Source organism: Pseudomonas sp. B21_DOA, assembly GCA_030544685.1.
Classification (GTDB): Bacteria; Pseudomonadota; Gammaproteobacteria; order Pseudomonadales; family Pseudomonadaceae; genus Aquipseudomonas; species Aquipseudomonas fluorescens_AO.
Genome location: CP086683.1, coordinates 4,379,643 through 4,395,551, shown reverse-complemented (window position 1 = coordinate 4,395,551; position 15,909 = coordinate 4,379,643). Strand labels below are relative to the sequence as shown.

Sequence of the window (15,909 nt, the reverse complement as noted above, 5' to 3'; positions counted from 1 at the left end):
CCTGGGTCAGGCGTGATTCAAGGCCTGCACCTTAGCACTGGACGCGAAGGTTGCCTGTAGGCTGCTTCCGAAACTGCAATCGCTGCACAAGGACGTTTCCCATGAAGTTCGAGAAAAACACCGAACTCGACCAGGCCAATCTGCGCATCATCATCGCCGCCATCGCGGTGGTCTATATGGTCGTACTGGTCTTTCTGCCGGGCCATCGCTTCGAGACCTACCTGCCGGTCATCACCTACATCAGCCTGTTCCTGCTGGCGTCCATCGTGTTTCGCCAAGCCATTGCGCGTTGGCCGGGGCATTATCCAGCGCGGCGGATTTTTGCCATGGTCCACGATTACACCGGTACCTGTTTCGGGCTGGTGATCGGCGGCGAAGCGGCGCTGCCGCTGTACGCGGTGATGGTCTGGGTCAACCTTGGCAACGGCATGCGCTACGGCTCGCGCTACCTGGCAATTGCCACCGGGCTTGCGCTGGTGGCGCTGCTGGTGGTCTATCGCCTGACGCCGTATTGGCAGGCGCAGCCGTTCATGGTGCTGATGCTGCTGATTACCAGCACGGTGATTCCGTTCTATGCGCATTTGCTGTTGGAGCGCACACGCAAGGCATCGGAAGAAGCGGTGGCGGCGAATCTGGAGAAATCGAGGTTTCTGGCGCAGGCCAGTCACGACTTGCGTCAGCCGATTCACTCCATTGGCTTGTTTACCGCCTGTTTGCGCGAGTCGCGCTTGGGGGATGACGAGCGGCGGTTGGTCGACAACATCGACCGCTCACTGCTCAATGTTTCGCAACTGTTCCGTTCAATTCTCGACCTTTACACCCTGGATAACGGTCGGGTCGAAGCAAAAATGCAAACGTTGAACCTCGGTGAATGGCTCGCGGACATTGTCCAGCAACATCAGGAAGCGGCACGGTGGTCGGGCGTCGAGCTGCGGCTGCGACCGTGTACCCACTGGATCAGAACTGACCCGGCGCTGCTGGCGACCATGGTGCAGAATGTGCTCTCCAATTGCTTCAAATACGGCGCGCAGCGGCCGGTGCTGATGGGTGTGCGCAAACGCGGGGCAGGGCTGGCCATTGTTGTTTATGACTGCGGCAATGGTATTGCCGAAGAGCACCTGCACAAGGTTTTCGAGGAGTTTTATCGGGTGCGGCAGGTTCGCGACAAAGATGTCGAGGGTGTCGGCCTGGGCCTGTCGATCATCAAGCGCCTGGGTGAACTGATCGATGTGCAAGTCGCTCTGCGTTCACAGTTGGGGCGCGGCACAGCTGTGACCCTAGCAGGGTTGCCGATCGTAGCGGCGCCGCAGTCACGGGTCGTTCACGGTGAAGCCCGGCAGGTGGGTTTGTTGACCGGGCTGAAGGTGTGTCTGGTCGAGGATGATCGCAACGTACTGCTGGCAACCTCAGCGTTGCTTGCACGCTGGGGCTGTGTGGTTCAGGCCGAGTTGTCAGCTGAAGATCTGGTGACTGGCTGCGACATCATCGTCGCCGACTATGACCTCGGCACCCACGCCACTGGCATCGAATGCATCGACGCAGTGCGCAGGCAGCGCGGCTGGGCAGTGCCGGCGATGATCATCACCGGGCACGAAATCGAGAAGATTCAGGCAGCCTTGCATGACCGGCAGATTGCGATTCTGTCGAAGCCTGTGCGGCCGGCCGAGTTACGCGCGACGTTGCGCGCCCTGCGTGATCGACAAGGCGAAGCGGTTGAACAAATGCTGTAAAGGCCGATGTGAACGGGCGGCTCAGGGAACCGGCCCGTTACACCGGGGCGTTTATTGCGGGCTATTGAACTGATCGGAATAGCTGCCGGTCATCAGCGCTGATGCCACGCGATCAGAACCGACTCCGACTCGAGAATAGGCCACACGGTTCACGCCGGTACGGTCGGCGCCATCCGCCGCCAAAGCCCCGGCCCCGACCTTATCGGCGCCATCGGAAGCTACCGCGCCAGCCCCGACCTTGTCGGCGCCATCGGAAGCTACCGCGCCAGCCCCGACCTTATCGGCGCCATCGGAAGCTACCGCGCCAGCCCCGACCTTATCGGCGCCATCGGAAGCTACCGCGCCAGCCCCGACCTTATCGGCGCCGTCAGAAGCTACCGCGCCAGCCCCGACCTTATCGGCGCCGTCAGAAGCTACCGCACCGGCGCCGACATGATCGGCGCCGTCAGAAGCCACCGCGCCGGCCCCGACATGATCGGCGCCGTCAGAAGCTACCGCGCCAGCCCCGACATGATCGGCGCCGTCAGAAGCTACCGCGCCAGCCCCGACCTTATCGGCGCCGTCAGAAGCTACCGCACCGGCGCCGACATGATCGGCGCCGTCAGAAGCCACCGCCCCGGCACCGACCTTATCGGCCCCATCAGAAGCCACTGCCTGCGGTTGCGCCGCCCAGACATTGGGCACCACGACGCTGGCCGCTACCGCAAGAAGCACGCCTGACAACAACTTGTATTTCATGGTTTTCTCCACGACCCGGCTGCCATACAGCGATCAATCGCGCGCGATGCATATAGACGCCACGACTCATTGGCCTGGGTTTACCTGGTTGGCGAAAGGCACGGGCACACCGAGTGGCGTGCGGGTGTCGACATGAATCTGATCGAACCGATTGAGTATAGGACCGGCCTCGAGAACCGCCACGGCGGGGAGATCGACGGAAAGAAAAAAACAAGCCCGCATTGCGCGGGCTTCGTTGTGTGGGGCTTGTTAAATGTTTGCCAATGCCTGGGCCAGGTCGGTGCGCAGGTCTTCAACGTCTTCCACTCCGACCGACAACCGCACCAGCCCGTCGCCGATCCCCAGCTTCGCACGGGTTTCCGGCGGAATGGTCGCGTGGGTCATGATCGCCGGGTGCTCGATCAGGCTCTCCACGCCGCCCAGACTTTCCGCCAACGCAAAGATCTTCACGTTCTCCAAAAACCGCCGCGCACCGGCCAGATCGCTGTTCAGATCAACAGAAATCATCCCGCCAAAACCACGCATCTGCCGCTTGGCCAGCTCATGCTGAGGGTGCGACTCGAGGCCCGGATAGTGGACGCGCTTGACCTGCGGTTGCTGCTCGAGCCACTGCGCCAGATCCAGGGCGTTGCTGCAATGACGCTCCATGCGCAGCGCCAGGGTTTTCACTCCGCGCAGAGTCAAGAACGCATCGAACGGCCCGGAAATCGCGCCGACGGCGTTCTGCAGAAAACCGAGTTTTTCCGCCAGCTCGGCGTTCTGCCCGACCACGGCAATGCCGCCGATCACGTCGGAATGGCCGTTGAGGTATTTGGTGGTCGAGTGCAGGACGATGTCGAAACCCAACTCCAGTGGGCGCTGGATGTAGGGGCTGGCGAAGGTGTTGTCGGCCACGCAGATGATCCCGCGTGCGCGGCAGATGCGCGCGATGGCGGCCAGGTCCGACAGGCTCAGCAGCGGGTTGGTCGGGGTTTCGACCATGACCATGCGCGTGTCGTCCTGCAGCGAGGCTTCGAACGCCGACAGATCGGTCAGGTCGACGAAGCTGAAACGGTGCCCGGCACTGCGCTGGCGGACCTTGTCGAACAGGCGGAACGTGCCGCCGTACAAGTCATTGCCGGAAACGATGTGCGAGCCGGCATCCAGCAGTTCCAATACCGTGGAAATCGCTGCCAGCCCCGAGGCGAAGGCGAAGGCGCGGGTGCCGCCTTCAAGATCCGCTACGCAGCGTTCTAGGGCAAAGCGCGTCGGATTGTGCGAGCGACCGTAGTCGAAACCCTTGTGCACGCCGGGGCTGTCTTGCAGATAGGTGGAGTTGGCGTAGATCGGCGGCATCAGTGCGCCGGTGGTCGGGTCGGGCTGTTGCCCGGCGTGGATCACCCGGGTGGCAAAGCCTTGGGATTTATCGTCGTGCTGACTCATGCAAGGGATCTCCGTAATTGGTTGAGCATATCGGTGCGGGTGATCAGGCCATGGAAGCCGGACGCGTCAGCGATGATCGCGACGAGGCCACGGCTGAGCACCGCTTCCAGTTCGGCCAGGGTTGCAGCCGGGGCGAGGGTTTGCAGTTTGTCAGTCATCACGCTGGACACCGACTGGCTGAAGCGCGCGGCGTCTTCGTGCACGCCGAGGAGGATGTCGGACTCATCGATCACGCCCACCAGTTGCTTGCCTTCGACCAGCACCGGCAATTGCGAAACGTCCGCCAGACGCATGCGCTGGAACGCCGTGAGCAGGGTGTCGTCCGGGCCGACGCTGATCACCCGGCCGTCTTCGAAACGCCGTGCAATCAAATCGCGCAGATCGCCGTAGCCCTTACGTTGCAACAGGCCCTGGTCGGTCATCCACTGATCGTTGTAGACCTTCGACAGGTAGCGCGTGCCGGTGTCGCAGACGAAGCTGACCACGCGTTTCGGCTCGGTCTGTTCGCGGCAATAACGCAGCGCGGCAGCGAACAGGGTGCCGGTCGATGAACCACCGAGAATGCCCTCGGCCTTGAGCAACTGGCGGGCGTGATCGAAGCTTTCCGCATCGCTGATCGAGTAGGCGTGGCGCACGCTGGACAGGTCAGTGATCGACGGAATGAAGTCTTCGCCGATGCCCTCGACGGCCCACGAACCGGGCGTCGGCAAGGTGCCGTCGCGGCTGTATTGCGCCATCACCGAGCCGACCGGATCGGCGAGCACCATTTCCAGATTCGGCTGCACGCGCTTGAAGAAGCGACTCAGCCCGGTCAGCGTGCCGGCCGATCCGACGCCAACGACGATGGCGTCCAGATCATGTTCGGTCTGCGCCCAGATCTCCGGCGCGGTGCTGCATTCGTGGGCGAGCGGATTGGCCGGGTTGTTGAACTGATCAGCGAAAAACGCCCCGGGAATGTCCTTGGCCAAACGCGCCGCGACGTCCTGGTAATACTCGGGATGGCCCTTGCCGACATCGGAGCGGGTGATGTGCACTTCGGCGCCCATGGCCTTCAAGTGCAGGACTTTCTCGGTGGACATTTTGTCCGGCACCACCAGCACCACACGATAGCCTTTGGCCCGGCCGACCAGGGCCAGACCCAGACCGGTATTGCCGGCAGTGGCCTCGACAATCGTGCCGCCCGGTTGCAGGCGGCCGTCACGTTCCGCAGCGTCGATCATCGCCAGACCGATACGGTCCTTGATCGAGCCGCCGGGGTTCTGCGATTCAAGTTTGAGAAACAGCGTGCACGGTCCGGTATCGAAGCGGGTGACCTGCACCAGCGGAGTATTGCCTATCAGCCCAAGCACGGCAGGGCGTGATTCCTTCGACATTTCTTCACCTCTTTATGGTGTTGATCGCGTTCCGATCGCGGGGAAAAGACTCGCGTGCAACTTAGGCGCAGACATCTTCTCTCGCAACCTTTAAACCCTGGAAAATCCAGCCATTTGGATCTAACGATAGAACGAAATCGGCAAGCTGCCGGAAGAGTTCCGATGTGTTTACAGCAAGGCGTCATCGAGTATTCAAAGGGCGTCTTCGTCGCGACAAAAGCTTGATTTGTCTCCCCGGGTTTCGATCGTTCCCGCGCTCTGCGTGGGAATGCAGCCGGGGACGCTCAGCGTCCCTACGGGCCGAAGATCGCAGCCTTCGGCAGATCCTACACGTGCCACTGTGCATGAGCAAAACTTGTCATGAAGCAGAAAAGATTGAGTTTGTTTCATTAGGATCGGATCCCGACAATGGCTGCCATCGAATAAGCATTTGGAGTTTTTTGTCATGGCACTGGCCCATTCCCTTGGATTTCCGCGCATCGGTCGCGACCGCGAACTGAAGAAAGCGCAAGAGGCGTTCTGGAAAGGAGAACTGAACGAGGCGGGCTTGCGTGACGTCGGGCGTGCGCTGCGCAAGGCCCATTGGAACTTGCAGAAAAACGCTGGCATCGACTTGCTGCCGGTCGGCGATTTCGCTTGGTACGACCAGGTGCTCACGCACTCGCTGATGTTCGGCGTGATCCCCGAACGCTTCCGCCCGCATGACGGCAAAGCCACGCTGCAAACCCTGTTCAGCATGGCCCGAGGTGTCAGCAATGCTTGCTGCGGCGACGGCCATGCTCAGGAAATGACCAAGTGGTTCGACACCAACTATCACTACCTCGTACCGGAATTCAGTGTCGACCAGCACTTCCAGCTGGGTTGGGAGCAGCTGTTTGAAGAAACTGAAGAGGCCCGTGCGCTGGGGCACAACGTCAAACCGGTGATCATCGGCCCGCTGACCTATCTGTGGCTGGGCAAAACCAAAGGCACCGATTTCGACAAGCTCGATTTGCTTGATCGCCTGCTGCCGCTGTACGGCCAGATCTTCGCGCGACTGGCAGCATTGGGGGTGGAGTGGGTGCAGATCGACGAGCCGATTCTGGTGCTCGATCTGCCTCAGGACTGGAAGAATGCCTTCGAGCGCGCCTACAACCAGATCCAGCGCGATCCGCTGAAAAAACTGCTTGCTACGTACTTTGGTGGTCTGGAAGAAAACCTCGGCCTGGCGGCGAACCTGCCGGTCGATGGCCTGCACATCGATCTGGTGCGCGCGCCGGATCAGTACCCGACCATTCTGGATCGTCTGCCGGCCTATAAAGTGCTGTCGCTGGGTGTGGTCAATGGCCGCAACGTCTGGCGCTGCGATCTGCAAAACGCGCTGGCGACGCTGCGCCATGCCCATGAGCGTCTGGGTGATCGTTTGTGGGTGGCGCCGTCCTGCTCGTTGCTGCACAGCCCGGTTGATCTGGGCCGAGAAGACCAGCTCGATGCCGAACTGAAAAGTTGGCTGGCATTTGCCGTGCAGAAGTGCGAAGAGGTCGCCGTGCTCGCCCAAGCGGTCAGCGAGCCGGAAGCGCCGCAGGTGTTGCGCGCCCTGGCGCAAAGCCGCTCGGTACAAACCAGCCGCGCCGCCTCGCCGCGTATTCACAAACCGGCGGTGCAAGCGCGGGTTGCGGCGATCACTGCCAGGGATGCGCAACGCCAATCGCCGTTTGCCCAGCGCATCGCCAAACAGCGCGGCAAACTCGATTTACCGCTGTTTCCGACCACCACCATTGGTTCGTTTCCGCAAACGGCGGCGATCCGACTGGCGCGTCAGGCCTACAAGCAAGGCAAGCTCAGCGCCGCCGATTACACCGATGCGATGCACACGGAGATTCGCCACGCTGTAGAAATTCAAGAACGCCTCGGCCTGGATGTGCTGGTGCACGGTGAAGCCGAGCGCAACGACATGGTCGAATACTTTGCCGAACAACTCGACGGCTATGCCTTCACCCGTTTTGGCTGGGTGCAGAGCTACGGTTCGCGCTGCGTCAAACCGGCGGTAATCTTCGGCGACCTCAGCCGCCCGCAAGCGATGACGGTCGAGTGGATTCGCTACGCCCAAGGTCTGACCAACAAAGTCATGAAAGGCATGCTGACCGGCCCGGTGACCATGCTGATGTGGTCGTTCGCCCGCGAAGACGCCAGCCGCGAGGTGCAGGCTCGACAACTGGCGCTGGCCATTCGTGACGAAGTGAATGATCTGGAAGCGGCAGGAATCAAAATCGTGCAGATCGACGAAGCGGCGTTCCGCGAAGGCTTGCCGTTACGCCGGGCGCAGTGGCCGGCGTATCTGGAATGGGCAAGCGAAGCTTTCCGCCTGTGCGCCTCCGGCGTGCGCGATGAAACCCAAATCCATACGCACATGTGCTACAGCGAATTCAACGATGTGATCGAGTCGATCGCGGCGATGGATGCCGATGTCATCACCATCGAAACCTCACGGTCGGACATGGAACTGCTTGAGGCTTTCGAAGCGTTCGCCTACCCGAACGACATCGGCCCGGGCGTCTACGATATTCACTCGCCACGGATTCCTGATGTGACGGAAATGGTTGGCTTGCTGCGCAAAGCTGCCCAGCGCATTCCGGTCGAGCGGCTGTGGGTCAATCCGGATTGCGGGTTGAAAACCCGAAGCTGGCCAGAGACCGAAGCGGCGTTGGTGCACATGGTCAACGCCGCACGACAACTGCGCAAAGACTGGGCCTGATCCATTACCGCCCTGGAATACAGAACCCCTGTGGGAGCGAGCCTGCTCGCGAAAGCGGTGTGTCAGCCACAGATAATTGCCCGACCTGCCGCCTTCGTGAGCAAGCCCACTCCCACAGGATTTCGCGCTACACCCGCGATCCCCGGCAACCCACAAAACCAATGTGGGAGCGAGCCTGCTCGCGAAAGCGGTCTGTCAGCCACAAATAAATTGCCCGACCTGCCGCCTTCGTGAGCAAGCCCACTCCCACAGGATTTCGCGCTACACCCGCGATCCCCGGCAACCCAAAAAACCAGTGTGGGAGCGAGCCTGCTCGCGAAAGCGGTCTGTCAGCCACAAATAAATTGCCTGACCTGCCACCTTCGTGAGTAAGCCCACTCCCACAGGATTTCGCGCTACACCCGCGATCCCCGGCAACCCACAAGTCCAGTGTGTGAGCGAGCTTGCTCGCGAAAGCGGTGTGTCAGCCCCAAATAAATTGCCCGACCTGCCGCCTTCGTGAGCAAGCCCACTCCCACAGGATTTCGCGCTACACCCGCGATCCCCGGCAACCCACAAAACCAATGTGGGAGCGAGCCTGCTCGCGAACGCAGTCTGTCAGCCACAAATAAATCGCCCGACCTGCCGCCTTCGTGAGCAAGCCCACTCCCACAGGATTTCGCGCTACACCCCCATCCCCGGCAACCCACAAAACCAATGTGGGAGCGAGCTTGCTCGCGAAGGCGGCGTGTCAGCCACCGATAAAATGCCTGACCTGCCGCCTTCGTGAGCAAGCCCACTCCCACAGGATTTCGCGCTACACCCCCGATCCCCGGCAACCCACAAATCCACTGTGGGAGCGAGCCTGCTCGCGAAAGCGGTGTGTCAGGCACAGATAAATTGCCTGACCTGCCGCCTTCGTGAGCAAGCCCACTCCCACCAGATCACGCGCTACACCCGCGATCCCCGGCAACCCACAAGTCCAGTGTGTGAGCGAGCTTGCTCGCGAAAGCGGTCTGTCAGCCACAAATAAATCGCCCGACCTGCCGCCTTCGTGAGCAAGCCCACTCCCACAGGATTTCGCGCTACACCCGCCATCCGCGCCAACCCACAAAACCAATGTGGGAGCGAGCTTGCTCGCGAAAGCGGTGTGTCAGCCCCAAATAAATTGCCCGACCTGCCGCCTTCGTGAGCAAGCTCACTCCCACAGAATTTCGCGCTACAACCGCCATCCCCGGCAACCCACAAAACCAATGTGGGAGCGAGCCTGCTCGCGAAAGCGGTCTGTCAGCCACAAATAAATCGCCCGACCTGCCGCCTTCGTGAGCAAGCTCACTCCCACAGGATTTCGCGCTACACCCCGATTCCCGGCAACCCACAAATCCATTGTGGGAGCGAGCCTGCTCGCGAAAGCAGTCTGTCAGCCACAAATAAATCGCCCGACCTGCCGCCTTCGTGAGCAAGCCCACTCCCACAGGATTTCGGTTGTACTAAAGAATCCCGGCAACTCCACAAATCTCATGTGGGAGCGGGCTTGCTCGCGAAGGCGGTCTGTCAGCTACACATGCATCAAGCAAGGAAACGCAATATCGGCGCACCATCGAACGGGTCCGTCAGGTAGTGCGCCCTGACCCCGAAAGTCGTCTGCAACCGCTCCGGCGTCAGCACGTGCAGCGGCTCGCCCAACGCCACCAGACGCCCGCGCTCCAGCACCGCCAGGCGATCGCACTTGAGTGCCTGATTGAGATCGTGCAAGGCGATCAACGTCGTCACCGGCAGTGCGCGGACTACTTGCAGAATGCTCAACTGATGCTGGATGTCGAGGTGGTTGGCCGGTTCGTCGAGCAGCAGGATCTGTGGGCGTTGTGCCAGAGCGCGGGCGATGTGCACGCGTTGGCGTTCGCCGCCGGAGAGGCTGCGCCAGAGTCGGTTGCGCAGGTGCAAGGCGTCGACGTCAACCAGCGCTTGCTCGACGATCGCATCATCGGCGGGGACCACGGTTGTAGCGCCGACAACCACGGCGTCCGCCCCAGCGCCACCGCGTCGAACACGCGAATGCCATCGTCGGTATCGGCCTGTTGCTCAACCACCGCGAGTGTCTGCGCGATGCTGCGCCGTGACATCTTGCCCAGCGCCTGACCGTCGAGTTGCACATGGCCCACGCTCGGTTCACGCAGCCCGGCGAGCAATTTGAGCAACGTGGATTTCCCCGAACCGTTTGGCCCGACAATGCCCAAGGTCTCGCCGCGCTGAACGTCGAGGCTGACACCGTTGAGCAACTCGACACCGCGCACCTTGAAGCCCACACCCGCACAACTCAGAACCGTGTTCATCGCGCCGATCTCCGGCCTACCAGAATCAGCGCGAACACCGGCGCGCCGACCAGCGCGGTGATCACGCCGACCGGAATCACCTGACCCTTGATCAGGGTGCGCGACAGCACATCGGCGGCAATCAGAAACACCGCGCCGCCCAGTGCACTGGCGGGCAGCAGACGCGCATGCCCCGTGCCGAGCAACAACCGCGCGGCGTGGGGAATCACCAGACCGACAAAACCGATCGAGCCGACGATCGACACCATTACCGCCGTCACCAGCGCGGCGCAACCGATCAACAGAATCTGCACGCGTCGCACTGGAATGCCGAGGGACGCCGCCGAATCCGCGCCAAAGGTGAACGCATCCAGCGCCCGGCGATGCCACAGGCACACCACCAAACCCAGCAGCGCCACCGGCACCGCCAGCCACACCGACGGCCAGCGCACACCGCCAAGATTGCCGAGCAGCCAGAACATGATGCCGCGTGCCTGTTCCGAACTGGCCGAGCGGGTGATCAGAAACGCGGTGAGGGCATTGAACAATTGTGAGCCGGCGATCCCGGCCAGAATGATCTGCCCGGTGCCGCTGGCCGAGCCGCTGACCCGCGCCAACAGGATCACCAGCGCGAACGCGGTCACCGCACCGGCAAAGGCACCCGCCGACAATGAAATCGCCCCGGCGCCGACCCCAAGCAGGGCGACCATCACCGCGCCGGTCGAGGCGCCAGCGGAAATTCCCAGCAGATACGGATCGGCCAACGGATTGCGCAGCAGCGATTGCAAAATCACCCCGCATGTCGCCAGACCGGCGCCGCAGGCCGCCGCGACCAGCGCGCGGGTCAGGCGATAGTTCCAGACAATGCCTTCGTCGATCGGGTCGAGCACATAGCCGGCGCCCCACAGCTTGTTGGCCAGCACCTGCAACACCACGCTCGGCTCGATCGAAGTCTCACCAATGGCCACGCCGCCGGTCAGCGCAACCGACAGCGTCAACAGCACCAGCAGCAAACGGATCAGGCGTCTGCTCATTGCGACAGGTCGTAGCCGTTGATGGCGCTGGCCAGTTGTGCGAGGCCATCGAAGGTGCGCAGGCTGGCCTGCATGGCCATGGCGTCAAGGATGATGATGCGATTGTGCTTGACCGCGTCCATGTTGCGCGTCACCGGATCGCTGTGCAGAAAGGCGAGTTTCTTCTGATAGTCGTCCGCCGGGAAACGTCGACGATCCATGCGCGCGATCACCAGAAACGTCGGGTTGGCCTTGGCGATGGTTTCCCAGCCGACGGTCGGCCATTCTTCATCGGACTCGACGACGTTGCGCACGCCGAGGATGCTGAGCATGAAATCGGGAACACCTTTGTGGCCGGCCACGAACGGCTCGATGTCCATCTCGGCGCTGGAGAACCAGACCAGGGCGCTGACGTCTTTGCGCTGCTGTTTTTTCGCCGTGGCGATCGACTGCGCAAGGCTGGCTTTGAGCTGCTGATTGAGCTGTTCGCCACGCGCCTGCACATCGAAAATCGCCGCCAGTTGGCTCACGCTTTTGAAGATGCTGTCGATGCGAAACGGCGCCAGCCGCGTGCCGTCCGAGCCGACGAGGTTGTCCTTGGCTTCGCAATCAGACGGCAGCAGGTAGGTGGGAATCTTCAGTTCATGGAATTGCTCGCGAGTGCCGACCGCGCCTTGCGGGCCGACCATCCATTCCAGCTCCACCGCAACCAGCTCCGGACGTTTGCCGATCACCGCTTCGAAACTCGGTTCGTTATCGGCGAGGCGCTCGATCCGGTCATTCTGCGTTTTGTAGCTGCCCAGCACGTCGTTGAACCACAACGAGGTGCCGACGACTTTGTCGCCCAGGCCCAAGGCATAAAGCATTTCCGTACCGGCCTGGCCGATGGTCACCGTACGCGCGGGCGCGTGCTGAAAGGTCAGGCTGCTGCCGCAGTTTTCGATGGTCAGCGGATACGCAGTCGGCGCCGCTTGCGCCAGGGCGCAAAGGCTCAGACCGGTGAGCAGGGTAGCAACGCGGGGCAGCAGCATGGGGCAGTCTCCAGGGGAACCGTACGGGGAGGGCGGGTACGGTTGGAAACACACCTCGGGCGCGGTCGTGGAAACTGCGCAAGGCCGGCACGGGGAAAACGCGCACGGCACGATGTCCTTCCCGGACACCCCGCCGGTTAGTCGTCATTGTGCCGGCAGGTCTCCTGACTGGTGCGTCGTCGCCATGCTCCGGCCTTCCCGGGTTTCACCCAGTGGCAGTCAAGGAGCAGGCTCGGCACCTACAGTTGCGGGGGCAGTTCCGATTGATGCTGTGCAAGCATTTCGGATTCCCTATTAATTCCGTGTGGAAACCGGCGGCGGCATGGTAGTCGATTTGCGCGGTGGAGGGGAGGCGAATCTGCCACAGCGTCGATTTTGTCGTCGGCATTGCAATCTCCCGTATGCACTGATTAATATACGATCCATATACACATCGTATCGGATTCATATATGGGCATCGTAAAGATTTCAGAGGACATGCACGAGAACCTGCGTATCTCCAGCAACGCCCTCAGCCGCTCGATCAACGCGCAGGCCGAGCACTGGATGCGCATCGGCATGCTCGCCGAGCTGCATCCCAACCTCGACCACAGCGCCATTTGCCGCCTGCTGATCCGCGCCGAACAGAATGGTGGCCTGGATCTGCAACAACTGACACAGGACGTCGCCCTCGCATGAGAAACCAGATCAAGCTCAACACCCCCGCCGACATCGAAAAATCCCGCGCTGCCGGCAAACTCGCCGCCGAAGTGCTGGCGATGCTGGTGCCTCATGTGAAGGCCGGCGTGACCACCGATGAACTGGATCGGCTGTGCAACGACTACATCGTCAATGTGCAGAAAGCCGTGCCGGCCAACGTCGGGTATCACGGTTTTCCGAAAACCGTCTGCGCATCGGTCAATGACGTGGTGTGCCACGGGATTCCATCGGGTACGCCATTGAAGGATGGCGATATCGTCAACCTCGACATCGCCGTGATCAAGGACGGCTGGTTCGGTGATACCAGCCGCATGTATGTCGTGGGTGAGGCGAGCCCCGAGGCGCAGCACTTGATCAAGACCACTTACGATGCGATGTGCGCGGGCATTCGCGCAGTCAAACCGGGCGCAACGCTGGGGGATATCGGTCATGCGATCCAGAGCCTGGCGGAGGCGGAGGGCTTCAGTGTAGTGCGCGAGTACTGCGGTCACGGCATCGGCAAGGTCTATCACGATGAGCCGCAGATCCTGCATTACGGCTTCCCCAATCAAGGGCTGAAGCTCAAGGCCGGGATGATTTTCACCGTGGAACCGATGCTCAATGCCGGCAAACGCCATGTGAAGAACATGCCGGATGGCTGGACCGTGCTGACCAAGGATGGCTCGTTGTCGGCACAGTGGGAGCATATGGTGGCGGTGACGGAGAGCGGGTTTGAAGTGCTGACGGCTTGGCCGGATGAGGTTGAAGGGTATTCCCCGATTCATTGAACAATACCGAACCTGTGGGAGCGAGCTTGCTCGCGAATGCGGTGCGTCATTCAACATTAATGGTGACTGACACGGCCTCTTCGCGAGCAAGCTCGCTCCCACGGGGAATTTCACTGGATTGGAAGTTTTAGTGAGCACCCGCTGCTTTGTTCAGGTCGCTCTCCGTCCACTCGGTATAAACACACGCATCCGCCGTCGCCCAGCGCACCCGCACCGGATCCCCAGCCTTGAGTGGCATGCCCGCGGCCGACAGTGCTTTTACCGTCATCGACGTCCCGCCCGCCGTCACCACGCTGCACGTCTGGCTTTCACCGAGAAACAGCACCTCCACAACATTCGCCGACACCTCATTCCAGCCCGCCGCGAGCGGCTCATCACTCGCTTGCTGCACACTCAGCGCCACAGCCTTTTCCGGCCGCACCATCAACAGAACATCCTGATCAGTGTGCAGCCCAGCCGTCAGCCGAATCGACAACGACTGCCCCTCGAAACTCGCCGCTGCATTGCTCTGCGCCTTGAGCTTGAGGAAGTTCGAGTTACCCAGAAACGACGCAACAAACGCATTCGGCGGATTTTGATAAAGGTCATAACCACTGCCCAGCCCGACAATCTTGCCGTGGCTGAAAATCGCGATGCGTTGCGACAGACGCATGGCTTCTTCCTGGTCGTGGGTCACGTAGACGATGGTGATGCCCAGGCGCCGGTGCAGTTGGCGCAGTTCGTCTTGCAGGTCTTCGCGCAGTTTTTTATCCAGCGCACCGAGTGGTTCGTCCATCAACAGAATGCGCGGCTCGTAAACCAGCGCCCGGGCGATGGCGACACGTTGTTGCTGACCACCAGAGAGTTGCGAAGGGCGGCGATGGGCGAACTGTTCCAGCTGCACCAGTTTCAGCATGACGTCGACGCGTTTGTCGCGCTCGGCCGCCGCCAGTTTGCGAATCGCCAAAGGGAAAGCGATGTTGTCACGCACCGACAGATGCGGGAACAGCGAATAGCGCTGGAAGACCATGCCGATGTCGCGCTTGTGCGGCGGCACATTGACCAGCGACTGGCCGTTGACGAGGATCTCGCCGCTGCTCGGGGTTTCGAACCCGGCGAGCATCGACAGCGTGGTGCTTTTGCCCGAGCCGCTGGAGCCGAGGAAGGTGAGGAATTCACCGTCCTTGATGTCCAGCGAGATGTTGTCGACGGCAGCGAAATCGCCGTAGTGCTTGTTCAGGTTGCGCAGGCTGACCAGGGGTTTGTCGTTCTGCTGGGATGCGTCTTTGATCACGGCACTCATGTCGTACTCCTGGGCGCTCAGGCGCTGATTTCATTGCGCCGGCGCAGGGCGGCGGCGATCACCATGACCAATACCGACAGGCCGATCAGCAGCGTCGAAGCGACGGCGATCACCGGGGTCAGGTCCTGGCGCAGGGTGGTCCACATTTTCACGGGAAGGGTTTGCAGGGTCGGGCTGGCCATCATCACGCTGAGCACCACTTCGTCCCACGAAACGAGAAAGGCGAAGAGGGCGCCGGCGACCATGCCCGGGCGGATCGCCGGAAACGTCACCTTGAACACCGCTTGCAGGCGCGAGGCACCGCAGATCACTGCAGCGTCTTCAATCGACTGATCGAACAGCTTCAGCGAGTTGATGATCGAGATGATGGTGAACGGCAGCGCGACGATCACATGGCTGACGACGAAGGCGAACATCGTCCCGGTATAACCGAGCTTGAGGAACAGCGCGTAGACCGCCACGGCGATGATCACCAGCGGCACGATCATCGGCAGGGTGAACAGGCCGTAGAGCATCTCGCGGCCGGGAAAGCGCCCGCGTACCAGCGCAAACGCGGTCGGCAAACCGAGGGCCACGGCGCAGATCGTGGTCAGCACGGCGACCTTGAGGCTGGCGGCAGCGGCGTTCATCCAGTCGGGGTTGGAGAAGAACTGGCCGTACCATTTCAGCGTCCAGCCCGGTGGCGGGAACACCAGCCACTGCGAGGAGCCGAACGACAGCAGCACGATGAACACGATCGGCAACAGCAGGAACAGACCGATCAGTCCAGTAGTGGCGTAGAGGCCGAAACGCATGCGCCGGCTCATGGCATTGGGGGTCAGGAGCATGT

General features: G+C 61.4%; 11 protein-coding genes, 1 pseudogene and 1 riboswitch. Of the genes and pseudogenes, 4 read left to right on the top strand and 8 right to left on the bottom strand.

Annotated elements, in window-relative coordinates; translation table 11 throughout:
• Nucleotides 1-101: 101 nt before the first annotated feature.
• Nucleotides 102-1,730, top strand: coding sequence for a hybrid sensor histidine kinase/response regulator (locus tag LJU32_20220; protein ID WKV87906.1), 1,629 nt, complete (start codon nt 102-104; stop codon nt 1,728-1,730).
• A 51-nt stretch (nt 1,731-1,781) separates the two neighbouring features.
• Here LJU32_20220 and LJU32_20215 read toward each other — a convergent pair whose 3' ends face one another.
• From LJU32_20215 to LJU32_20205, 3 genes are all read right to left on the bottom strand, one after another.
• The gene (locus tag LJU32_20215; GenBank protein WKV87905.1) at nt 1,782-2,468 is read right to left on the bottom strand and encodes a phage infection protein; all 687 of its coding nucleotides are present in this window, start codon (nt 2,466-2,468) and stop codon (nt 1,782-1,784) included.
• 249 nt (nt 2,469-2,717) lie between these two features.
• Nucleotides 2,718-3,890, bottom strand: a complete 1,173-nt coding sequence (locus LJU32_20210) for a cystathionine gamma-synthase (GenBank protein WKV87904.1) — start codon at nt 3,888-3,890, stop codon at nt 2,718-2,720.
• On the bottom strand, nt 3,887-5,263 hold the full coding sequence (locus tag LJU32_20205) for a pyridoxal-phosphate dependent enzyme (protein ID WKV87903.1): 1,377 nt from the start codon (nt 5,261-5,263) through the stop codon (nt 3,887-3,889). Before LJU32_20205 ends, LJU32_20210 begins: the two co-directional genes overlap by 4 nt.
• Before the next feature lie 445 nt (nt 5,264-5,708).
• Here LJU32_20205 and metE point away from each other — a divergent pair, with 445 nt between their 5' ends.
• Nucleotides 5,709-7,997, top strand: coding sequence for a 5-methyltetrahydropteroyltriglutamate--homocysteine S-methyltransferase (gene metE / locus LJU32_20200; GenBank protein WKV87902.1), 2,289 nt, complete (start codon nt 5,709-5,711; stop codon nt 7,995-7,997).
• Nucleotides 7,998-9,545: 1,548 nt separating this feature from the next.
• Here the strand turns inward: metE and LJU32_20195 are convergent.
• From LJU32_20195 to LJU32_20185, 3 genes and pseudogenes are all read right to left on the bottom strand, one after another.
• A pseudogene (locus LJU32_20195) lies at nt 9,546-10,309 on the bottom strand (ABC transporter ATP-binding protein).
• Nucleotides 10,306-11,322 carry an iron ABC transporter permease gene (locus LJU32_20190; protein WKV87901.1) on the bottom strand — a complete coding sequence of 339 codons (1,017 nt, stop codon included), beginning with the start codon at nt 11,320-11,322 and terminating at the stop codon, nt 10,306-10,308. Before LJU32_20190 ends, LJU32_20195 begins: the two are co-directional and overlap by 4 nt.
• The gene (locus LJU32_20185) at nt 11,319-12,332 is read right to left on the bottom strand and encodes an ABC transporter substrate-binding protein (protein WKV87900.1); all 1,014 of its coding nucleotides are present in this window, start codon (nt 12,330-12,332) and stop codon (nt 11,319-11,321) included. The genes LJU32_20190 and LJU32_20185 overlap by 4 nt, the downstream gene beginning before the upstream one ends.
• Nucleotides 12,333-12,468: 136 nt before the next feature.
• A riboswitch (cobalamin riboswitch) is annotated at nt 12,469-12,663 on the bottom strand.
• A gap of 119 nt (nt 12,664-12,782) precedes the next feature.
• On the opposite strand from LJU32_20185, the gene LJU32_20180 reads away from it, so the two are divergent.
• Both LJU32_20180 and map read left to right on the top strand, forming a co-directional pair.
• Nucleotides 12,783-13,010, top strand: a complete 228-nt coding sequence (locus LJU32_20180; GenBank protein WKV87899.1) for a ParD-like family protein — start codon at nt 12,783-12,785, stop codon at nt 13,008-13,010.
• Nucleotides 13,007-13,798 carry a type I methionyl aminopeptidase gene (map, locus tag LJU32_20175; GenBank protein ID WKV87898.1) on the top strand — a complete coding sequence of 264 codons (792 nt, stop codon included), beginning with the start codon at nt 13,007-13,009 and terminating at the stop codon, nt 13,796-13,798. The genes LJU32_20180 and map overlap by 4 nt, the downstream gene beginning before the upstream one ends.
• Nucleotides 13,799-13,925: 127 nt before the next feature.
• Here the strand turns inward: map and LJU32_20170 are convergent, their stop codons facing one another.
• Together LJU32_20170 and LJU32_20165 are read right to left on the bottom strand one after the other, a co-directional pair.
• The gene (locus tag LJU32_20170) at nt 13,926-15,080 is read right to left on the bottom strand and encodes an ABC transporter ATP-binding protein (GenBank protein ID WKV87897.1); all 1,155 of its coding nucleotides are present in this window, start codon (nt 15,078-15,080) and stop codon (nt 13,926-13,928) included.
• 17 nt (nt 15,081-15,097) lie between these two features.
• Nucleotides 15,098-15,907 carry an ABC transporter permease gene (locus LJU32_20165; protein ID WKV87896.1) on the bottom strand — a complete coding sequence of 270 codons (810 nt, stop codon included), beginning with the start codon at nt 15,905-15,907 and terminating at the stop codon, nt 15,098-15,100.
• Nucleotides 15,908-15,909 lie beyond the last annotated feature (2 nt).